Source organism: Corynebacterium minutissimum, assembly GCF_016889765.1.
Lineage (GTDB): Bacteria > Actinomycetota > Actinomycetes > Mycobacteriales > Mycobacteriaceae > Corynebacterium > Corynebacterium minutissimum_B.
Map to the genome: position 1 here is coordinate 74,832 of NZ_CP069533.1, position 21,359 is coordinate 96,190.

A 21,359-nucleotide genomic window follows, 5' to 3' on the forward strand; every position below is an offset into this window, starting at 1 on the left:
GTATGAGCACGACACATACCTCACCCCCGGCCATCGAAGTCTCCGGAATCAGCAAAACCTTCAACGCTTCTTCCCACAGCCCTGTACGCGCGCTTCACGACGTCTCCCTTACCATCCACCAGGGAGAAATCGTCGGCCTACTCGGCACCAACGGCGCAGGAAAGACCACGCTCATTGATCTCATCTTGGGGCTGACTACCCCGACAGCAGGCACCATCAAGGTCTTCGGCCAAGCCCCGCACACCGCTGTGAAAACCGGGCGCATCGGCGCTGTCATGCAGGCAGGAGGACTCCTTCCGGACATCACTGTGAAGGAAACTTTGGAACTCCTCGGCGCTGCCTTCCCCTCTCACCGCCCATACGAGGAGATCATCGAGCGCGCTAATCTAGGTGGCATTCTGTCACGCCGGGTAGGTAAATGCTCCGGGGGCGAGCAGCAACGCCTGCGTTTCGGATTGGCTCTGTTGGGTGATCCGATGCTCTTGTTGCTCGACGAACCAACGGCCGGCATGGACGCTGGTGCCCGCCGCCACTTCTGGGAAACCATGAGAGAGGAAGCCAAAGCCGGAAGAACCATCCTGCTGACGACTCATTACCTCGAAGAAGCCGACTCTTTTGCGCAGCGCATCGTCATGCTCAACAAAGGCGAGATACACGCTGACGCCAGCACTGAAGACATCCGCAACGCAAACTCCACCCGCACTATCCAGGCCACCTTCCCTGATGGCGTGCCGAAACGTCTCCTGAACGAACCTTTACCAGGAGTTCTCCATCAAGTGGCCACAGACACTGGCCTCAATATCACTACCCGCGATTCTGACGCGGTAGCCCGCTACCTGCTCACTGAAACCACAGCGCGCGACATCACCATTACTGGCCACAGCCTCGAGGACTCGTTCCTTGAGCTGTCCGGCGCTTCTCCGGACACCATTACCCATTAAGGAGTCATCCGTCATGAGCATCACCACTTCTGCTACACCCACGCTTAGTACGGCCTTGAAATACGCGGCCCACGACTTAAAGCGCTTGCGCCGTGACCTGCCCACGCTCTTTTTTAGCATCGGCCTGCCCGTCATTTTCTACATGCTCTTCGGCGCCATGCAGGAATATGGCGATACCGAATTCAACGGTGGAAACGTCGCGGCTCTCGTCATGATTGGCATGGCGCTCTACGCCGGCGCTACTGGTGCCGTTGGGGCAGCTGGTTCCATGGTTGCGGAAAACCGGGCCGGATGGGGCCGTCAACTGGCGCTCACTCCCCTCCGGGCATCTCAGCTTGGTCTTGCCAACGTCCTCAACATCGCGGTCCGCGCCATCCTGCCCATAGCTGCTGTCTTCCTCGCCGGTGGGCTCACCAAGGCAACGATGCAACCAGACCAGTGGGCATTCTCCTTTCTCATTACTGCGGTGTGTGCCATCCCGTTCGGTTTCTACGGTATGGCCTGTGCCATGCTCATCCCATCGGAGAACACCGTCTCCATCGCTACCTCCAGCATCGTCATTCTCGCTTTCGCGGGAAACGTTTTTATGCCACTCAAAGAATCTCTGCTTGAGGTAGGTCGATTTACCCCCATGTACGGCGCACAGGCACTTGCCCGGTGGCCTCTATCCGAAGGTGCCCAGATGATCAACGGTGAGCGTAACTTCATTGAGGACCCACTCTGGTACGCATGGGTTAACATCGCTATATGGACAGTGGTTTTCGTCGGGTTCTGCTTGCTTCTTCGCAACCGCGACAAGAACCGAGCATGATGCGTGATTTCAAGCTGCGGGACGCTGTCTTCTCCGCCATTTGGTTGCTCTTTCTTCTCATTGGGCTGGTGCAGATCCTTGTTCTGCCCTCATATTCCACGGCACAACGCCTCTGGGCCGTTGCCATCACCGCGGTATTTTGCGTCACGTACTTTGTTTCCTTCGGTACCCTTCATACCGTCCCGCGCGGGTGGTCCCTAGAGCGTCAAGTGGCTCTCCGGTGGGGCATACTCGCTGTGCTCGCACTTGCCGCGATTCCTTCGTACGGCGTGTGGGCTGTATGCTTCGTACCCTATCTTGGAGCCTTGGTCGCTTTCACCCAGCCGCTGAAGATAGCGTCGTCCATCATCGCTCTCACTGGAATTGTCGCTAGTATCCCCGCGTGGTTTTTCGCCCGCCCAAGCTTTATCGACCTGGCGATCATTCTCTTTGGCTGGCCCCTGCTTATCTTGGTCCTCGGCACGTTATCTCAGCGCGAAGACACCGAAACAGCCTTAAGACATGATTTGGATTTGGCCCAACAACGCGAAGACATCGCCGCCGATATCCATGATCTCCTCGGCCACACCTTGACCGCTATCAATCTTAAAGCTGAGGTAGCGCGCCGTTTTATCGACCGTGATCCAGCCAAAGCCGCAGCCGAGCTTGATGACATCAGTTCTCTGTCGCGCACCTCCCTCGCAGAGGTACGGTCCACCGTCACCCGCATGAAGAACCCCACCTTCGCCGGCGAAATCCAAGCCGCACGCCGCATCTTAGAAACTGCCGACATCCATCCCCACCTTCCTGAAACTCTTATCTCTCCACGGGCACATGAAGACTTGTTCTCATGGGCGCTGCGTGAGCTCACAACCAACGTCGTACGCCATTCTGGGGCTTCGCACTGCTGGGTGTTCCTCAGTGAGAATTCCCTTCAGGTCACCGATAATGGAGACGGTTTTACCGAAGACGCTTCCCGAGCGCTTGCTGCGGGCCTTACGGGCCTCGGTGGTCTTCGCCGCCGAGCCCACGATGTCGGTGGAGACCTCATCATTCAGCGTGCGGAGGGGTTCACCTCTGTCTTGCTTACTCTTGATGGCGTCCGCCATATCGAGGAGGTTCCCCACACATGACATCTCCCATTCGGGTGCTCATTGCCGAAGACCAGTCGCTCGTTCGAGGAGCACTAACAGCATTACTTAATACCGAGCCGGACATTGAAGTCGTTGCTGGGTGTTCATCCGGCGTCGAGGTCGCCGACCTCGTCGCTAAGCACCGCGTTGATGTGGCGATTCTCGATATTGAGATGCCGGGCATGAACGGCATCGATGCTGCTAAAACGATCGCCGCTACTGATTGCCGGAGCCTCATCGTCACCACTTTTGGGCGTTCCGGCTACGTCAAACGCGCACTTGAGGCAGGCGTCGACGGTTTCCTCGTCAAAGACACACCCCCAGACGAGCTGGCCGACGCCATTCGACGCGTCCATTCAGGCCTGCGGGTCATCGATCCGCAACTGGCTCAAGACATCCTCTTTGCCCCGGATAATCCTCTCAGCGAGCGGGAAATCGAAGTGTGCCGTTTACTTGTACACGGACTGGGCTCCACCGCCATCGCAGCACAGCTGCATCTCAGCGGCGGCACCGTGCGTAACCATATCTCCGCCATCATGTCCAAGACGGGAGCGACCAACCGCTTTGAGGCCGCCCGGCGGGCGGAAACCAACGGTTGGATTTAAGAACTCGTTAGAGCAAGACCTGAGCGAGTAGAGAGCCAACCACACAAGAGGTCACGACTGAAATCGCGCCGGGGATTAGGAAGGAGTGGTTGATGACAAACTTGCCGATACGCGTCGTTCCAGTACGGTCGAAGCCGATGCAGGCTAGGTCTGAAGGATACGTCGGCAGAATGAAGTAACCATAGGCAGCACCGTAGAAACCTACGATGATCGCCGGGTCAATGCCTAGCTGTAGCCCAATAGGAGCAATAGCAACAAGTGCAGCTGCCTGGGAATTCACTAGCTTGGACACGATGACGAGGACTACCGCATAAGCCCATGGGGCTGCTTCGACCACACTACCCAGGTTGGCTTCGAGAGCTTCAATGTGTGATTGGAAGAAAGTATCCGCCATCCAGGCCACACCGAAGACGGAGAACACCGCAGTCATTCCGGCCTTGAACACCGGGGTTGAAGCGATTTTGGAAGGTTCAACCCGGCAGCTCAGTAGAATAATCGCACCGGCAACCAGCATGAGCATCTGAATAACGAGGTTCATTGACAGCGGACTCAGCTCACCGTCTTTCCCCGGGACCAGTGGACGCAGGAATTCGAAGGCGCCGAGCGCGACGACTGCAGCAATCGCCGCCAAGAACACAACCACCGAGCGCTTAGCTTCTTTGGTAAAGACCTCATTCAACAGCGAGCCAGTGCTCTCATTAATGCGCGCTGCAAACTCTGGGTCCTTCATCTTCTCTTGGAAGACAGGGTCCTTATCCAAATCCTTGCCACGGCGCAGTGACCATAAAGAGGCGAGGATGACACCAGACAGTGAGGCCGGGATGGCCACCATCAGAATCTGCGGAATGGAATAGGCCTTATCGATCACTCCGGCGTTCTCCGCGATGATCGACGCGAGAGACACCGTTGCTACCGACACTGGTGATGCGGTGATACCCATCTGTGCTGAGGTCGATGCCACAGCCATGGGACGCTCCGGGCGAATGCCTTTCTTAAGAGCAATATCCTCAATGATCGGGAACATCGTGTACACCACGTGGCCGGTACCGCAGAGAACAGTGAGGAACCACGTCGTCAGAGGAGCGAGAATCGTGATGCGCTCTGGATGAGCTCGCAGAATCTTTTCGGCAAATTGCATCATTACTTCCAAGCCTTTGGCCTGTTGGAGTGTCGCAGCGCACCCGATGACGGCGATGATCGTGAGCATGACCGACACCGGTGGTTCACCTGGAGCAAGCCCGAAAACAAAGACCATCAGCAACAGGCCGATACCCGAGATGAGACCAAGGCCAATGCCGCCGTATCGGGTGCCTAAGAGCAGTGCTCCCAAGATGATGATGACTTGGAGAATGATTGCCAGAACTGAATCTGGTGCAATGACGCTCGCTAACATGCCACGCCCTTCAGATAAAGATTGAATAATGCACTGGCTTCACCATATCCGTATCCAAACGTGCGGACATAAACGGAAATGGGAGCGAATTATCACACTCACTGGAGTGCTCAATTCGCCCCGTTCTCGTGTATAATCCCAGCGTAACGGGCATACTGTTAAGTTCGAGGCCCACACCAGAACCTCACCCCATGCGGGGAGCCCACGCCAATTTCGGGCGACTAGCGGCGTTGACGACGCTCGCGCACGCGCACCGCAATGCGCACCGGAGAACCATGAAAACCAAAGCGTTCGCGGAACTTACGCTCCAGGTAGCGGCGGTAGCCAGCATCGAGGAAGCCGGTGGTAAACAGCACGATCGTGGGCGGCTGGGTTGATGCCTGGGTGGCAAACAGCACGCGCGGGAGGCGGTTGTTGTTCATCGGCGGCGGATTGGCAGCAATCGCCTCGCGCATCCAGTTATTGAGCTGGCCCGTGGAAACGCGCTGGTCCCAGCTGTCCAGTGCCTCAATCATCGCCGGTTCCAGCTTCTGCAGGGCGCGGCCAGTCTCTGCAGAGATATTGACGCGAGTGACCCACGGTAGGTGGCGCAGGTTCTCATCAATTTCGCGGTCCAAGTAGTAACGACGATCCTCATCAACCAGATCCCACTTGTTGAAGGCGATGACGAGGGCCTTACCGGCCTCCAGAATCATGTTAAGGACGCGCTGGTCCTGCTCGGAGACTTCCTGGGAGGCGTCGATAAGCATGATGCATACCTCAGCCGCATCGATGACGCCACGGGTGCGCAGGGAGGCATAGTACTCGTGGCCTTGAACGTTTTTGACCTTCTTGCGCAGTCCTGCAGTGTCGATGAACTTCCACAGACGCTCATCTAACTGCACGAGCGAATCCACCGGGTCCACGGTGGTGCCGGCGGCGTTGTCGACAACGGAACGCTCCTCCGAGGTCAGCTTGTTAAGAAGCGAGGACTTGCCCACGTTAGGTTTACCCACAAGTGCGACGCGGCGCGGACCAGAGGTAATTGAGGAGTTACGTGGCTCCTCCGGGAACAGACGCAGGATCTCATCAAGGACGTCGGCGCCGCCGCGGCCGTGCTGTGCAGAAACCGGCCACGGATCGCCTAAGCCCAGTGCGTAGAATTCCGCCATGTCGGCATACATCGTCTCCGAATCGAATTTATTCGATACGAGGATGACCGGCACTTCGGATTTCTGCAGCTTACGGGCCATAACCGCGTCCGTCTCGGTGATGCCGACCTTGGTGTCGACGACGAAGACGATCACGTCGGCAGTGGCCATGGCCTGCTCTGCCTGGCGCGCAATGGCGGCATGAATGCCCTTGACGTTGGGGTCCCAACCGCCTGTGTCTTGGACGAAGAAGCGCTGGCCATTCCAATCCGCCACGTAGGAGACGCGATCACGGGTGACACCAGGGTGGTCCTCCACCACTGCTTCTCGACGCCCCAAAAAGCGGTTCACCAGAGAAGACTTACCCACATTCGGGCGTCCCACGACAGCTACCGTGCAGAGGTTCTCCTCCGTATGGCCATCATCGACGCCAAATTCGGAGGACAGAGCTGCCCACTCTTCTTCGCTCAGCGGGGCTTCGCTGTCAGCTTCATCCTCGTCATCACCGAAATCGGCTTCACCGAATTCGGAGTCGTCGAACTCAGACTCATCGAATTCATAGTCAAACTCGTCTGAGTCGAAATCATCCGGAGCCCAACCGCCATGCGGATCGCGCACGACTTCTTCCTCCAGCTTGCCCACCGGGTAATGGAACTCCGTCTCGAACTCCTCGGGCTCGCGGTCTGGGGCCTGATTCGGGTTCTGCGGTTCGTTAGTCATGGGAGGCCTCCTTCAAGGCTGACTTTTCAACAACAGCCACGAGGGCATCAAGCACTTCTTCGCGGGACATGTCGGAAGTATCGACGAGAACAGCATCCTCAGCTGGACGCAACGGTGAGGTCGCGCGGGAAGAATCCGCGGCGTCGCGCCGTTCAACGGCGGCAAGCACGGAGTCAAAGTCGGACTCAATTCCAGCTGCAAGATTCTGGTCATGGCGGCGCTGTGCGCGCACCTCGGCCGATGCCGTCATAAACGCCTTGGCCGGTGCGTCCGCAAGCACCACAGTGCCGATATCGCGGCCCTCCACGATAGCGCGGTGAGCCTTAGCTGCCAGGCTGCGCTGCAGTTCAACGAGGTTCTGGCGTACCTCCGGAATGGCAGAAACGGCGGAGACGTTTCGAGTGACCTCGTCCTCACGGATGACTCGGGAAACGTCCTCACCATCAAAGATGACCTGGGTGGAATCCGGATCATCCGAGACGTCCAAAGGAAGGTTGGTAGTGGCGTTAATAACCGCTGCAGTATCTGCAGGATCCACGCCTGCGCGCAACACGGCGAGGGTCGCTACGCGGTACATGGCACCGGTATCGACGTATTTGGCGTCTAGGCGCTTGGCCAGCGCGCGGCAGGTCGTGGACTTGCCCGTGCCGGAGGGGCCATCGACGGCCACGATGAGACCCTGGTTTGGCATGTTTGAAATCATTACATCCCCACCGCCTTGTACAAGCTGGTCAATTCGTTCGAGTTCAGAGCACGCAGGGAGCCCGGCTTCATATCGCCAAGCTGCACCGTGTGGAGCTTGGTGCGTACGAGGCGCTGGACTGGGTAGCCAGCTTCCTTCAGCATGCGGCGCACGATGTGTTTGCGGCCCTCGTGCAGTTCGACGCGAACGAGGGAGTAGCCCTGATTTTTATCCACGATTTGCACATAGTCCGCTTTGGCGAGGCCATCTTCGAGCTCAATGCCCTCCTGAAGCTGGCGGACAAGTTTCTTGTCGCCTTCTCCCAGCACTGTGGCAAGGTAGGTCTTGGTGACCTCATACTTCGGGTGCATGAGGCGGTTTGCTAGCTCACCGTCGTTGGTGAGCAGCAGAAGGCCCTCAGTATCCGCATCGAGGCGGCCGACGTGGAAAAGTCGCTGACCCGACACAACACGATCAGCCACGACATCGCCCACGCAGGGACGACCCATGTCATCAGACATCGTGGACTGCATGCCGCGAGGCTTGTTAAGAACGAAGTATTGGGTTTCCTCGTTGACGTTGATGCGGGTGCCGTCAACGCGGATGACGTCCTTATTCGGGTTCACGCGAGTGCCCTGCGTGATGATGACCTGGCCGTTGACTTCTACGCGGCCCTGGTCGATGAGGATTTCTGCGTGGCGGCGCGATGCTACGCCAGCCTTAGCCAGGACCTTTTGGAGGCGTTCTCCTTGGTTCTGGGAGTTTTTCTTGTCGTTGCCGTCTATCAGCCAATCAGCACCCAAGTCGCGAGCGACGGAGTCTGCGGTGGCCTTTTTCTTTTTGACGTGCTGATGACGGGCCGGCTTAGCGTTGGAGACAATCATGTCGCTGTCTCGCTGCTTCTTTTCCGGTGTGCCATCGCGGCGAGCGGGTGGAGTCACGGAATTGTGTCCTCTCAATAGTTCTTCAATTTGCAGTGCACAAGGCACCGTGGTCTGCGCGCAATCCTACCCCAGAGTGGAACGTTATGAATAGTCCTCATCGATCTGTTCGATGTCCGGCAGCAGCGGCGCAAGGTCAGGAAGGCGTTCTAGCGTGTCAATGCCGAGAAGCTCAAGAAAGAGTTCAGTTGTTTCGTACTGATGGGCTAGCCCTTCGGTACCTTCCAGCTCGCGAATCAGACCACGCATCAAGAGGGTACGGACCACACCATCGACATTGACACCGCGCACACCGGCTACCTGGGCACGAGTAACCGGCTGGCGGTAGGCAATGACGGCCAAAGTCTCCAAAGCTGCACGCGAGAGCTTGGTTTGTGTTCCATCGAGAACAAACTGCTCTACGGCATCAGCGTTTTCTTTGCGGGTGTAGAAGCGCCACCCTTCAGGGGTTTCACGTAGATCAATACCGGAGCCGCGCTCGGTGAGCTCGCGCTGTAGGCTGCGGAGAACATCACTGACCACGGTGGTCTCCGCGTCAAGCGCACGTGCTAAGGCCTCGACGCTTGCTGGTGAATCCACCACTAACAGGATGGATTCCACGCGCGAGCGCATTTGAGAGATAAGCGGTAAAGCCGTGCCTTCTGTGTGGGCGTCCATGACTGGGTAGCGTACCTTTCTTAGTCCCAGTTAGCTGCCGCCACTACGGCAGGATCCACATCGAGTCCGGTCCATGCCAGCTCGAGCGGCCCAAGGGATTCCTCCTGAACGGCATCAACAGCCTTGGCTTTATACAGCTCGAGCAATGCGAGAAAACGGCCGACGATTTCCATGGACACCGTGCAATCCCTTGTCAACGCGTCAAAGCTCATCCATTGACCAGAGCCCAACATCTTGAGTGTGCCGAGAATCTTTCCTGCCTGCTCCGGCACGGAGACCGCCACCTGATGGATGTGGCCGGTTGCCACTTCCTCAGGTGGTTTGGGCCGAAAGACACTGGCAGCAAGTTCCGCAAAACTAGCTGGGGTATGTCCGAGCTTTACCGGTGGCAGAAGCTCGTTGAAGCGTTCCTCCATCGCTACAGCACGTGGGTAACGGCGTTGGGCTTGACGCTGCCACTGGGCGAATTGGTCCGCAACCTGCTTATAGGCCTTATATTGCAGCAAGCGAGCAAAAAGCAGGTCGCGGGTTTCTAGTAGCTCAAGGTCTTCGAGGTCATCCACGTCACCGCGTGGAAGCAAGCGGGCCGCTTTGAGGTCGAGCAACGTCGCCGCGATGAGAAGGAACTCAGTTGTTTCATCCAAATCCGCGGTTTCCCCAAGTGCTCGGGTATACGCCACAAATTCATCGGTGACCTCAGATAGTGCCACCTCAGTGACATCGAGCTTCTTCGCTTGGATGAGCTGGAGAAGAAGGTCAAAGGGACCTTCAAAGTTACCCAGCGCGATACGAAAGCCGGTGATTTCCGGTTGCGTCATACGGGCACACTAAACGGTGGCTCGCTCAATGACCTCTTTGGCCAAGTCACGGTATTGCTTCGCTGCCTGCGAGCTCGGCGCCCACGACGTAATCGGCTCACCGGCAACGGAGGTTTCGGGGAAGCGAACCGTCCGAGTAATGACGGTGTCAAAGACCTTGTCGCCGAAGTACTCAACCACGCGATCCATAACCTCACGCGCGTGACGGGTACGGCGATCAAACATGGTGACAAGGATGCCCATGACCTCAAGGTCAAAGTTAATACGATCGGCCACCTTCTCCACGGTGTCCGTCAACAGTGCTAGACCACGCAGGGAGAAAAACTCGCATTCCATGGGAATGATGACGCCTTGAGAGCAGGCCAGTGCGTTGACGGTGAGCAGGCCCAGGGAAGGCTGGCAGTCAATGATGATGAAGTCATATTCCCTGCGTACAGGACGCAATGCGCGAGCCAGCGTATGCTCCCGGCCGACCTCGTTGACCATTTGAATCTCTGCTGCAGAAAGATCGATGTTGGCTGGGACCAAGTCCAGCCCGTTGACGCTGGTATGCACGATGGCGGAATGCACCGAAACGTCGCTATCCAGCATGACGTCATAGATGGTGTCACCAATCTGATCATGCGTAAGACCCAAACCAGCGGACAGGGCGCCCTGCGGATCCAAGTCAACGAGAAGGACTTTACGGCCGAGCTCAGCCAGACAAGCTCCCATGTTGATGGTCGAGGTGGTTTTTCCCACGCCACCCTTCTGGTTGCACATCGAAATAATGGTGGCGGGCCCATGCTTTTCCAGTGGCTCCGGTTCCGGCAGCTCCCGCAGTGGGCGGCCGGTCAAACCGACCTGTGCCTCCGAGGCCTCAAACAGTCCCTCGTCGCTCACAGTCACACCTGCTTCCTTGACCTACATGGCCTCTCACGTCTGGCCCGCAGCGCATGCCCACGCCGCCTTCTTACATCGTTGTGATTACAGAGTACCCCCTTGGGCACCCGCCCCGCGATTATAGCCAGCAATAATACTGAGATAAAGCCTAGTGACTAGACTTTCGGCCACGTGAGCGCCAGAACACAAGACCAGCGACAAGAGCCACAAGACCCAGGCCGCCAAATGCAGCGATGAGCTTACCAGTGCTGTTTCCCTCACCATCCGGACCTTTTCCTTCGGCATTGTCTTGTCCATCCGCACCCAGTTGCTGGTCAGCCGGAACTCCTTCTGCGATGGCTGTAGTGGGATCTGTCAGCGTCACAACAAGTTCAGCGGACTGTGATTCCTTCTGAACGAACTGCATGATGAAGGGGTTGTCGGGAGTCTTTCCCTCCGGGTAAGTCAAAGTCATTGTCCTAGAAGCCTTGTCGATGTCGCGTTGGACGCCTTCTACGAACTCTCCCTGCGCATTGAGATAGCGCAGAGTCACGCCATCATCGTCGAGGTGCTTGAAGCGGTTATACAGATCCATCGCCTGCTTGAAGCCAAGCTTTGCGGTGATGGTTTGCCCGTCGATGGTGGATTCGAGATTGACGTACTCGGTATGAGAATCATCCACGCCTTCCCAGCCGCGACCCGTATGCGGTGTCTGTGCTTGGCCGTGCCCGGCCTCTCCCCCTTCGCGCTCACCGGAACGCGGATCGGCGTCAGAATCTCCATCACGGTGAGCGCCAGGGGCGGTGCCACCTTCTCCTTCATCAGCCTCCCGCCCTTCGCGCTCACCGGAACCCGAATCTGCGCCAGATTCCCCGTCAGGGTGAGCGCCAAGGGCGGGGTCGCTGCCCTGGCCTAGGTCGCCGCCAGGCGCGGCTGCGCCATCGGGCCCACCTAGGCTTTCTGGATCACCATCGGCCGCGGCGTCATTGAGGTCTTGACCGGTAACGTTCTCATCAGCGACCAACAAGAATGTCATGGTGACGCCTTGGTAGGTCACAGGGACGCTAATTTGTCCGCCAGCGGCGGGAGCGGTGACCGTGGCGGAACCACCGGAAGCGGAGACGGTCCAGCCATCGGCGGCCATGTTGACGTCGACGGGCACAGGCAGAGAAACCGTCGTGGTCTGACCAGCCGGGACCGGAATCGTGGCATCCTGCGCGTGCGCAACCACACCATCACCCCAGTTGGACGCTGCCACGGGAAGCATAGTGAGGCACCCAGCGGCTATGGCGGCAGCGAAACGGCGATGAAACGATGCAAATTGAGGCATAGGGATCTTTCAGTTTGGAGTGGTTCAAAGGAATAGCTGCCGCGATTTTAGGCGCGGGGATGGGCGGTACGCCAAACCTCACGGAGTGAATCGGCAGTAACGTGAGTGTAAATCTGGGTGGTCGTTACTGAGGAATGCCCCAGCAACTCTTGGACGGTGCGAACGTCCGCACCGCCTTCCAGCAAATGGGTAGCAAAGGAATGGCGCAAGGTATGCGGAGAAATAGTGGTCTTAAGCTGGGCACGCTCCGCAGCTGACTTGATCGCGGCCCAAGCGCTTTGGCGCGACAATGATTTACCGCGAGTATTGAGAAACAGCGAATGAGACGTACCTGTAGACAGGACTGGTCGTGAACGAACGAGATAGTCTTCCACCGCCTTGACCGCATGTGACCCCATGGGCACTAGGCGCTGCTTGTCGCCTTTGCCGCTGAGCATGAGGATGTCCCGCACTGAGCGCGGCCCCTCGCCCGTCACGTCATCGACGTTCAAGGAAATAACCTCGGAGATTCGCGCACCGGTGCCATAGAGCATCTCCAGCAAGGCGCGGTCACGGATGTCGATGGGCGTGGCGGCGTCGTCTGTAGGGATGGCGCTCAGGAGCGTATCAACATCGTCCACGCTCAACGTTTCCGGCAGGTGCTGCGCACGTTTGGGCGGCGATACTTCTGCCGCCACATCGCTGTCGATGAGCCCCTCTGCCAGAGCAAATTTGTGTAGACCGCGAGCGACGATGAGTGCACGGCTAGCGGAAGACTGCGCAAGCGATTCACGCAGATAGACCAGATAGTTCTCAACATGGGGACGCTGGACGTGCCGCAGGTCCGTTATGCCGAGCTCAGCCAACCACGTGATGTAGCGGTTGATGTCACGGCGGTAGTTACTCACCGTGTTCTTCGATGCGCCTTTCTCCACCATGAGATGCATAAGCCAGGCGTGCCCTGCCGACTGGGCCGGAGTATCACCGCTCACAGCTTTTTGAGGTCGGGGCCTAAGCGCCGACCGGCCATCGACTGCGGGCGGATATCAAAGGGCGAGTCCACTGACCGTGTCGTTCGGCCAGCACTGACGCAGGCATGCGCGGCTAAAATTCCTGCCACGGCAATGGAGTTCACAATCTTGCCTGACAGGACGCGTTCCACGGCATCTTCAAGGTCTACCCACGCAAAGCCCATGTCGGCTTCTTCATCGCCTTCGGCATCGAGCTTGTCCACTTGGGACAAACCACGGGCCAGAAACACTCGCACTGCTTCCTCGCAGAAACCAGGTGACGTTACCAAGTCGGTGAGTACGCCCCATTGGGAGGCGGCTAGGCCAGCTTCTTCCTGCAGTTCGCGCTGGGCACCGGTGAGTTCGTCCTCCCCTTTGACGTCGAGAAGCCCTGCGGGCAACTCCCACAGGCGCCGGCCCACGCTGTGGCGGTACTGCTCCACCATGGCCACTCGATTGCTGTCATCCAGGGCCACTACGGCGACGGCGCCTAGGTGTTCTACTACTTCGCGCTGGGCGACGACCTCGCCGGGCATGACGACGTCATCGCGGCGAACGGCGATAATGGGAGCGTCGAGAAGCTGCTCGGTACCTACTGTGCGAAACTGATGAGCCATTTACAGGTCCTTCGGCAACGCTGGTGCGGCATTCTGCGCGTTGGCAGCGGCGCCGTATACACCTTGTCCGCCCTCAAGCTGTTCCTTGACCGCAAGAACGGCAGCCATCTGGGACACCGGGTGATCAATGGAATCCACAGTAGTAATTTCCGTCTTGGCCTTACGCAGCTTCTCCAGCGCGCCTCCGTTTCCGGCGGCCTTCACCTGACCTGCGTAAACGGTTGCCGTGCCAACGGAATCGAATCCTTCGAGGAACTTCACTGTCGTATCGATGGCGTACCGGGCCGGAGCATCTTCCTCGCTATCGTTAGCGGTCTGGCGGCCGCCGACAACAATGACCGCTTGGGCAGGCACGATTGTGCCGTCCTCGTAGTCGATATAGCCAGCTTCCCGCAGCGCACGCAAAAGGGTGGCCCGGTCATCCACGGAGGCCAACGGCTCAGTACTCTTCGGATCCAGCATGAGAGCAGCCGCCAAAGCTTCTCCCGAGTGCGTACCGGCGTCAACCGTCTTTTCACTTAGCTTGGCGCCCGCCGGAAGCGTGTTCGTCACTAAGGACAGCAGCTTGTCAGCAGAACCCTGATCGACAAACTTTCTGGTGAGAGTGATGTGGCCGGCGTTCGTCGAATCGGCGGACTTCAGCAAATCCTTCACCGCATTCACGTCCGGTTCTTTAGCGTCCGGAGTACTAATGACCATGACTGGGCGCTGCACCAAAGAACCATCGACGATAAACCGGTTAAGATCGCGCAAGACAGAGTCTGCGGAATCCAGCTGGGCCTCATGAATCTCGTTTTCGACCACTAGCTCGGCATATTTCTCACGTACCTCGTCGTGAGAGCCAGCTTGACCAACGCCTGGAGTGGAGTCCATATTCGGCGCGATAAGCAGTGTGCCCAAAGCTACGCCGAGCGCCGTACCAAAGCCCAGGCCAGCGACGAGAAGCGACTTAGGCGAAGCCATTATTTAAACCACCCCTGGACGCTAAGCGCAAAGTTATTCCAGGTGTCAATGAGATTCTGCAGGAATGACTCATCTCCGCCAAGGCCCACGATGAGGATCACCACAGCGAGGGCGACAAGGATGCCAAGAAGGGCCCACAGCCAGCCCATGGCCCCGGAACTCGGCGCAGTGTAGAGGTTGATAACAGCCTCGGCATCAACTAAGCGGGTACCAGCCTTCATGCGCGACAACAGTGCCGCCGGGGTGGCATTAGGTTTGTCGGCAAAGATGTCATCAAGGTCGAGCGCACCGCCGACCTGCACGATCATCTGGGCATCGTGATAATCCGCCAGCAACAGTGCGAGATCCGTGGCCGAGTCTGTAGCAGCCGGGAACGTCATGGCACCTATGCCTAGGTCTTGAATACGCTCAAGGCCCTCGGCAGTGCCGTCCGGTTCCGCAGGCAGGATTACCTGGGCGCCTCCCCGCAAGGTCTCAGAGCTGACGTCGGAAGGATTGCCCACAATGAAATGCGGCTGGTAGCCCAGCTCCACAATTGTGTCGGCTGCAGCATCAACGCCGATGATGATGGGCTCGTATTCGCGGATGAAGTTACGCAGCAGGGAAAGCTTTTTGCGATGTTCCTCAGTGGGCGAGACAATAAGTACCTTGCGGCCCGCCATGTCGGATCCAGCATCGGGGACGCCGAGGCCGTCGATCAGCAGCGGGCCCTCGGAATGAATGAACTCGATGGAGTTACCGAAATAGGCCTCCATGTGATCAATGAGTTGCTGCTGGGCGGAGGCAAAGTTCTTCTCGGCCCGGTCACGGGTTACGACGGTCCCTGTTGCCAACTGAGTGTCGCCCGCATATACGGTGCCGTCCTCGGTCAGGCGGGCCTTCTTGCCATCCTTGAAGTGTGCCACAAAGTCTTCGCCGACACCCTCGATGAGGGTCACATCGGCGTCGAGAAGCATGTGCGGACCATAGTTGGGGATAGAACCAGTGGAGAATTCAGCCACATTAATCACGGCCGCCGGCTTCATATCGACGAGGGTCTGGGCCTCTTGCCGGGAGATGTTGGCTGCGTTGATGACGGCGAAATCACCGGCGCTGAACTTCTTCATGCCCTTTCCGCCTGGGGTGCAATCACGGAGCGCGCCGTGTTCTCCAGGCAGATCGGTATTACGGGAAAACAGACTCATGAATGACAGTTTCCCCTGTTAAAGGCTCAATGTGTGGAAGGCGCGCGGAAGTCTGCTAGTTCTGCCTGTGCACGGTCGAAGAGCTCCTGTGCATGCGCGCGGCCAGTCGCAGTGTCATCAAGTCCCGCGAGCATTCGCGCAAGCTCCTCGACGCGTTCTTCGGGGCTAAGATCTGCCACGCCGGAGGTGAATTTCTCCTTAGACACGTGCAGATGAGAGTTCGCATAGGCCGCGACTTGGGGCAGGTGGGTGACGCAAATGACCTGATTAGTCGTGGAGAGCCGTGCTAGCCGACGCCCAATTTCCACCGCCGCCCGCCCACCAACGCCGGCGTCGACCTCGTCGAAAACCAAAGTCGTGTCATCGCCGCTGGCCAGAACAACCTCCATGGCGAGCATGACGCGGGAGAGCTCACCGCCCGAAGCTGCCGACGCCAAAGGTTTGCCATTGAGCTGGAATTCGACTTCATCCGCGCCCGTTTTGGAATACTTAGCCTTGTTGACCGTTACCGTCAGAGTGGAATTCGGCATGGCTAGGCCGTGGATCTCTTCGGTAACCTGCGCTCCAAGCTTTTTAGCTGCCTTGGTGCGGGCGGCGCTGAGCTTCTCTGCCTTCGCCACCATGTCCTTTTCCGCCTCCATCACCTTTTTCTTGAGGGCTTCCAGAGCTTCAGTGGACGTGTCGAGCGTCGCGAGCTTCGATTCGGCAGATTCGCGCCAGGCCAACACTCCGTCAATATCGGCGGCATACTTACGGGTAAGCCGCTTGAGGTCTTGTTGGCGCTGCAGCGATTCTTCCAAAAGTCTGGGGTCTGCGGGAAGATCGCTGAGGTAGGTGGTGAGTTCAGCGGCGATGTCCGTGAGCTGCGCCGTGGCCTCACTGAGGCGCGCGGCCAACGACGCGAGTGTTTCATCGCTGCTTCCGGTTAATGCAGATTCAGCGGCGCCCACGAGGTTGACCGCAGTGTCTTCATCGCCGAACCCTTCCCCACCGTCCAGAGCGGTCAGGGCCGTCGCCGCGGCCTCACGAAGAGCATCGACGTCCTGGAGCCGTCGAATGAGGGTGACCAACTCCGCGTCCTCGCCCGGCTCTGGGTCAAGCTCCGCAATTTCGTTAATGGCGAAGTGAAGGCGGTCAACCTCCTGAGCCATTTCGCGGCGCGATTCGGTGCGCTTGCGATAGTCCTTGGCCAAGGAGCGCCAGTGACTAAAAGCTTCCGTATATGAGGTACGCACCTTCTCTATGCCGGGTTCAAACTTATCGATAGCAGCGAGTTGTTGATCAGGAGACAGGAGCCGGAGCTGGTCATTTTGGCCATGAACAGTAATGAGGTGGGAAGCGAACTCCCCTAGTGTGGCTGCTGGTACCGCGCGCCCGCCCAAGTAAGCGCGGGAGCGTCCTGCAGCTGATACCGTGCGGGAGACAATATATTCGCCGTTTTCATCCGGTTCTCCCCCGGCTTCTTCAACCACCTGCGCCACTACTGGTGAGCGCGAAGAAAAGTGTCCCTCAACTGCCGCTTTCGCGGCACCATCGCGTACCCGGGAGGCATCGGCCCTCCCACCCGCTAGAAGGCGCAAGCCAGTAACCACCATGGTTTTGCCCGCTCCGGTTTCACCGGTGAGCACAGTGAGACCATCGGAGAGTTCTGCTGAGGAGCTCTCAATTACTCCGAGGTCAGCGATGCTGATATCAACGAGCACGTAGGTCTTCCTCCTTGTACTGCGTCACTCTAGTAGGGATACTCTAGCGCCTCGGCCCCCGCCAGCCTTCGACAGGCAGACGCAATTTGGAGACGAGGCGATCCGTGAATGGCTGATCGTCGAGGCGCACCCAGCGCACGGGACGACCTCCACGCACGATTTCTACGCGTGCACCGGGTGGCATTGAAATTTCACGGAAGCCATCGAGGATGACTACGGCTGGAGTCGTAGCCGAAGCTGATTCCACTGCCACCTGCGCATCAGGTGAGACCACAAGTGGCTTGGTAAACAGCGCATGCGCATTGTTAGGAACAACGAGAATGGCATCCAGCGACGGCCACAACACCGGCCCACCAGCGGAGAAGGCATACGCCGTCGAGCCAGTCGGGGTGGAAATAAGCACGCCATCACAGCCGAACGACGACACCGGGCGGCCATCAATCTCCAGGATCGCATCAAGAACGCCAGAGCGGTTGAGGTTCTCTATCGATGCCTCATTAAGCGCCCATCCGCGCTGGCGAAGTTCGCCTTCGGCGTCAAAGACGGCAACGTCGATAGTCAGACGGTCCTCCACGTCATAGGACTGCTCGATAACCCGCACAAGTGCGCGATCCAGTGACTCGGCTTCCCACTCAGCAAGGAAACCCACATGCCCTAAGTTGATGCCCAGGACTGGGACATCCACAGCACGAGCCATATCCGCGGCGCGCAGGAAGGTGCCATCCCCGCCGAGGACCAGAACCAACTCGCAGCCTTCCGCTGCCGCTGGTGTGTGCTTGACGTGCTGGAGCCCCGGCAGCACTGTACTAGCGGCACAGACACGAACCTTGATGCCCGCCTCTTGCAGCAGTTCTGCTGCTCGGTGCGTAGCCGCAAGGTTGTCTTCACGGCTAGCGTGCGGGACAAGAAGTATTTCGCGGCGCGCGCTGGCCTCCGCAGCCACAATTCTGCTCACTGTGGTCCCTCCTCAATGGCCGTGTGGATCATCGCGTCTAGCTTATCCTCTGGTGTCGACATCCCGTCTTTGACCAGCCAGAGGAAGTACTCTACATTGCCGCTTGGCCCCGGTAGCGGCGATGCTGCCACGCCCTTCACACTAAGCCCCAACCTCTGGGCATAGATAGCCACGTCCTTAGTGACCTCCGCCCGCAGTTCTGGCGACCGCACGACTCCACCAGAACCGATGCGGTCCTTGCCTACTTCAAACTGCGGCTTGACCATGGGCAAAAGCCACGCACCCTCCGCCATACACTCGGTAATGGCAGGCAAGACCAGTTTCAGGGAGATGAAGGACAAGTCCCCCACCATGGCGTCACACAGCCCCCCGGTCTGCTCCACGGTGAGGTTGCGGATATTCGTACGGTCGAGCACAGTGACGCGGTCATCATTCTGCAATCGCCACAGAAGCTGCCCGTACCCCACATCCACGGAAAGGACTTCAGCAGCGCCCCTGCGCAGGCACACGTCGGTAAAACCACCAGTCGATGCCCCTGCATCCAGCACGCGCCGACCTTTGAGGTCGACGCCGAAAGCATCAAGAGCTCCTAAGAGCTTGTGTGCGCCTCGCGACGCCCAATCGTCCCCCTCCACGGCTTCCACCTTGATGGACACCTCAGGTTCTACCACTGTGGCGGGTTTGGTGGCTTTGAAACCACCTACAGTGACTCGGCCGGCCTTAATCATCTCAACGGCGTGCTCACGAGAGCGCGCAATCTTGCGGCGCACCAGCTCCGCATCGAGGCGGCGGCGTTGTGGGGGCATGGGTTTCTTTCCTCAGTTGTCTTGGAGGGCATCACGCAGCACAGCGTGTGCCCGATCCAGCTGGTTAAGTTCCTCCTCGAGGGAGTCGGCCGGTTCCTGCAGGATCTCGGCCACAGAGGCGTCGAGTGCCTCCGGCGCCAGGACCGCACGTGGATCGTGTGGCTTTACTGCCATGTAGATACTGCCTTCTCTGCGAATTCACTGCGCGGCTGAATGTAGCGCGGGGGCTGCGAGCCGGCCCAGGCCACTTCGAGGACGGTACGCAGCGCTTCAATCGACGTCGACTTCTCATTGCCACCTTGGAGGACAATGTCGTAGCCGTCATACCGCGCCATAAATCCTCCCTGGGCTCCGGGACGCGCCTGGGCCTCTGAAAGAGACAGCTCGTGGAAACCTGATCCAACAAAATTGGGGCGAAGCTCCGTGGGGGCCTCAATAAGCGCGAGCTCCCTGGAGACACCGGTCAATACATGAAAAGTATCCATAGCAGCCGTGTTACCACCGGCAATGTCGGTATCAAGTCGATCTCCCACGGCCAGCGGTTTGGTCGAGCCGACGAGTTTGGCAGCTTGAGTAAACATGGCAGGTTCTGGTTTACCCGCGGATTTTGGTTCCACACCCGTCGTCGACGTAATAGCGGCGACGAGAGAACCATTGCCCACAGCCAGTCCACGTTCAGTAGGCAGCTGCGTATCCAGGTTGGAAGCGTAGAACTTAGCTCCCTGGTTGATAGCAATAGCTCCTTCCGAAAGCTGTTCCCACCCCACGGACTTGTCCATGCCTTGGAGAACGGCTGCCGGTTTCTCGTCCGCGCTGCTCACAACCTCGAACCCTGCATCACGGGCAAGCGCACGGAAGGAATCCGCGCCGATGATGAGGACCTTGGATCCTACTGGAAGATCCTCACGCGCCATACGGACAGCCGCCTGTGCGGAGGTCACGACGTGCTGAGCGTCGGTATCAAGTCCAATCTGGCCCAGCATCTCTGCCACAGCCTGCGGGCTCCGCGAAGCATTATTGGTCACGTACACCGCCGGAATACCGCACGAATTGATGACATCTACGACGCACTGCAGCGCCTGACCACCTTCCCAGACGGTTCCGTCCAGATCCAACAGAAGCGAATCATGGGTTCTGAGAATACTCATTGTTAGCACTCGGCCAGACGCTCAGCAGCGTCGGTCCAGTCTCCTTCATCAATGTCGGTAGCGTGTTGGAACCATTCCTTGGCTTCATCCTTACGGCCGGCCTCCAATAGCGCATTGGCGTAGGCGTAGGACAGGCGGCAGGCAGCTACGCCTGTGTCATCTCTGTTTGGCTGCGCACGCTGAATGGTGACCACGGCCGAATCAGCCTGGCCCATATCAAGTCGTGCACCGGCAACAACGATGGCCAGTTCGATGGAGTCCTCCGGGGCGAGCTCCTTGGCATTATCGCTGCGCCACAACTCAATTGCCTTTTCCGGCCGTCCTAAGCCGCGTTCACAGTCTGCCATGACTGCCAGCAGCCCCGGACCACCGGAAATACGGCGGGCAGCGCGCAGCTCAGCAAGAGCTTCCTTCCATTCACCCGCACGGTAAGCGGCGATGCCGTTCATCTCACGCGCGACTGAGACACGGCCAGCTCGGTCCTTTGCAGCACGTGCATGGCGCAGGCTCAACTGCGGGTCATCATCGAGCCAGGTGGCTGCCATGATGAGATGCTTGGCCACAGCCTCAGAATTCTCCTTCGACAAGGAGGAAAGATCCTGCAGCACCGAGGGATCAAGATCGGTGATATCGATATCGGAGGGCAGATCCGGATCGGTCATGCGTCGGTTAATGCGCTCCTCACGGTAGCCGGAGCGCTGAGGATGGGAGACCTTGTGCTTGTCGCGGTCATGTCCCTTGCGGTCGTTGCGACGATCATCGCGACGGTTGCCGCGACGCTCTTCTCGACGCCCCGATGCTCCCCCACGTTTTTCAAACTTGCGGCCCCCAGAGCGGTTGTTTCCGCGGTTGCTATCCGAGGAACGTTCACGGCCACGGCCGTGGTCGCGGGACTTAGAATCAGACATTAAAGCCATGCACTTTCTGCGGTAGACGCGTCCGTATGTACCGAACCAGTGTACAGGTCACCACGGCAAAAGCGGCAATACGTTC

The 21,359-nt window shown here is 58.4% G+C and carries 22 protein-coding genes; 4 read left to right on the forward strand and 18 right to left on the reverse strand.

Features of this window, described 5'->3' with window-relative positions:
• Window positions 1–2: 2 nt before the first annotated feature.
• The 4 genes from I6J26_RS00335 to I6J26_RS00350 are packed head-to-tail and all read left to right on the forward strand — an operon-like array spanning window position 3 to window position 3,469.
• On the forward strand, window positions 3–941 hold the full coding sequence (locus tag I6J26_RS00335; RefSeq protein WP_115022233.1) for an ABC transporter ATP-binding protein: 939 nt from the start codon (window positions 3–5) through the stop codon (window positions 939–941).
• A 13-nt stretch (window positions 942–954) separates the two neighbouring features.
• Window positions 955–1,752, forward strand: coding sequence for an ABC transporter permease (locus I6J26_RS00340; protein WP_115022235.1), 798 nt, complete (start codon window positions 955–957; stop codon window positions 1,750–1,752).
• Window positions 1,749–2,864, forward strand: a complete 1,116-nt coding sequence (locus I6J26_RS00345; protein WP_115022237.1) for a sensor histidine kinase — start codon at window positions 1,749–1,751, stop codon at window positions 2,862–2,864. The genes I6J26_RS00340 and I6J26_RS00345 overlap by 4 nt, the downstream gene beginning before the upstream one ends.
• Complete coding sequence (locus tag I6J26_RS00350) at window positions 2,861–3,469, forward strand: response regulator transcription factor (protein ID WP_115022239.1); 609 nt, start codon at window positions 2,861–2,863, stop codon at window positions 3,467–3,469. The genes I6J26_RS00345 and I6J26_RS00350 overlap by 4 nt, the downstream gene beginning before the upstream one ends.
• A gap of 7 nt (window positions 3,470–3,476) precedes the next feature.
• Here the strand turns inward: I6J26_RS00350 and I6J26_RS00355 are convergent, their stop codons facing one another.
• The 18 genes from I6J26_RS00355 to I6J26_RS00440 form a co-directional block, all read right to left on the reverse strand.
• Window positions 3,477–4,862 carry an anaerobic C4-dicarboxylate transporter gene (locus I6J26_RS00355; RefSeq protein WP_115022241.1) on the reverse strand — a complete coding sequence of 462 codons (1,386 nt, stop codon included), beginning with the start codon at window positions 4,860–4,862 and terminating at the stop codon, window positions 3,477–3,479.
• A gap of 221 nt (window positions 4,863–5,083) precedes the next feature.
• Complete coding sequence (der, locus tag I6J26_RS00360; protein WP_115022243.1) at window positions 5,084–6,712, reverse strand: ribosome biogenesis GTPase Der; 1,629 nt, start codon at window positions 6,710–6,712, stop codon at window positions 5,084–5,086.
• Window positions 6,705–7,415 (reverse strand): (d)CMP kinase, encoded by a 711-nt coding sequence (gene cmk, locus I6J26_RS00365; RefSeq protein ID WP_115022246.1) that lies wholly within the window; start codon window positions 7,413–7,415, stop codon window positions 6,705–6,707. Before cmk ends, der begins: the two co-directional genes overlap by 8 nt.
• Entirely contained in the window at window positions 7,415–8,335 is a 921-nt protein-coding gene (locus I6J26_RS00370) for a pseudouridine synthase (protein WP_115022248.1), read from the reverse strand. The genes cmk and I6J26_RS00370 overlap by 1 nt, the downstream gene beginning before the upstream one ends.
• 84 nt (window positions 8,336–8,419) lie before the next feature.
• Window positions 8,420–8,992, reverse strand: coding sequence for an SMC-Scp complex subunit ScpB (gene scpB / locus I6J26_RS00375; RefSeq protein ID WP_115022250.1), 573 nt, complete (start codon window positions 8,990–8,992; stop codon window positions 8,420–8,422).
• A 20-nt stretch (window positions 8,993–9,012) separates the two neighbouring features.
• The gene (locus tag I6J26_RS00380) at window positions 9,013–9,810 is read right to left on the reverse strand and encodes a segregation and condensation protein A (protein WP_115022253.1); all 798 of its coding nucleotides are present in this window, start codon (window positions 9,808–9,810) and stop codon (window positions 9,013–9,015) included.
• 9 nt (window positions 9,811–9,819) lie between these two features.
• Entirely contained in the window at window positions 9,820–10,698 is an 879-nt protein-coding gene (locus I6J26_RS00385) for a ParA family protein (protein WP_181815371.1), read from the reverse strand.
• Window positions 10,699–10,840: 142 nt separating this feature from the next.
• The gene (locus I6J26_RS00390) at window positions 10,841–11,938 is read right to left on the reverse strand and encodes a hypothetical protein (RefSeq protein WP_395858300.1); all 1,098 of its coding nucleotides are present in this window, start codon (window positions 11,936–11,938) and stop codon (window positions 10,841–10,843) included.
• A gap of 110 nt (window positions 11,939–12,048) precedes the next feature.
• Window positions 12,049–12,927: a site-specific tyrosine recombinase XerD gene (gene xerD, locus I6J26_RS00395; RefSeq protein WP_115022256.1), complete on the reverse strand. Its 879-nt coding sequence runs from the start codon at window positions 12,925–12,927 to the stop codon at window positions 12,049–12,051.
• A gap of 41 nt (window positions 12,928–12,968) precedes the next feature.
• A complete protein-coding gene (locus tag I6J26_RS00400) occupies window positions 12,969–13,607 on the reverse strand; it encodes an NUDIX domain-containing protein (protein ID WP_115022258.1) in 639 nt (212 codons plus the stop codon).
• The gene (locus tag I6J26_RS00405; RefSeq protein ID WP_115022261.1) at window positions 13,608–14,570 is read right to left on the reverse strand and encodes a copper transporter; all 963 of its coding nucleotides are present in this window, start codon (window positions 14,568–14,570) and stop codon (window positions 13,608–13,610) included.
• Window positions 14,570–15,754: a putative cytokinetic ring protein SteA gene (gene steA, locus I6J26_RS00410; protein WP_115022263.1), complete on the reverse strand. Its 1,185-nt coding sequence runs from the start codon at window positions 15,752–15,754 to the stop codon at window positions 14,570–14,572. The genes I6J26_RS00405 and steA overlap by 1 nt, the downstream gene beginning before the upstream one ends.
• A gap of 26 nt (window positions 15,755–15,780) precedes the next feature.
• Entirely contained in the window at window positions 15,781–17,457 is a 1,677-nt protein-coding gene (gene recN, locus I6J26_RS00415; protein ID WP_115022266.1) for a DNA repair protein RecN, read from the reverse strand.
• Window positions 17,458–17,500: 43 nt separating this feature from the next.
• Window positions 17,501–18,412, reverse strand: coding sequence for an NAD kinase (locus I6J26_RS00420; RefSeq protein ID WP_115022267.1), 912 nt, complete (start codon window positions 18,410–18,412; stop codon window positions 17,501–17,503).
• Window positions 18,409–19,218: a TlyA family RNA methyltransferase gene (locus I6J26_RS00425; RefSeq protein ID WP_115022269.1), complete on the reverse strand. Its 810-nt coding sequence runs from the start codon at window positions 19,216–19,218 to the stop codon at window positions 18,409–18,411. The genes I6J26_RS00420 and I6J26_RS00425 overlap by 4 nt, the downstream gene beginning before the upstream one ends.
• A gap of 12 nt (window positions 19,219–19,230) precedes the next feature.
• Window positions 19,231–19,392 (reverse strand): hypothetical protein, encoded by a 162-nt coding sequence (locus I6J26_RS00430; protein ID WP_181815373.1) that lies wholly within the window; start codon window positions 19,390–19,392, stop codon window positions 19,231–19,233.
• Window positions 19,383–20,366, reverse strand: coding sequence for an HAD-IIA family hydrolase (locus tag I6J26_RS00435; protein WP_115022271.1), 984 nt, complete (start codon window positions 20,364–20,366; stop codon window positions 19,383–19,385). Before I6J26_RS00435 ends, I6J26_RS00430 begins: the two co-directional genes overlap by 10 nt.
• Before the next feature lie 2 nt (window positions 20,367–20,368).
• On the reverse strand, window positions 20,369–21,274 hold the full coding sequence (locus I6J26_RS00440; RefSeq protein ID WP_115022273.1) for a hypothetical protein: 906 nt from the start codon (window positions 21,272–21,274) through the stop codon (window positions 20,369–20,371).
• Between the last annotated feature and the right edge of the window lie 85 nt (window positions 21,275–21,359).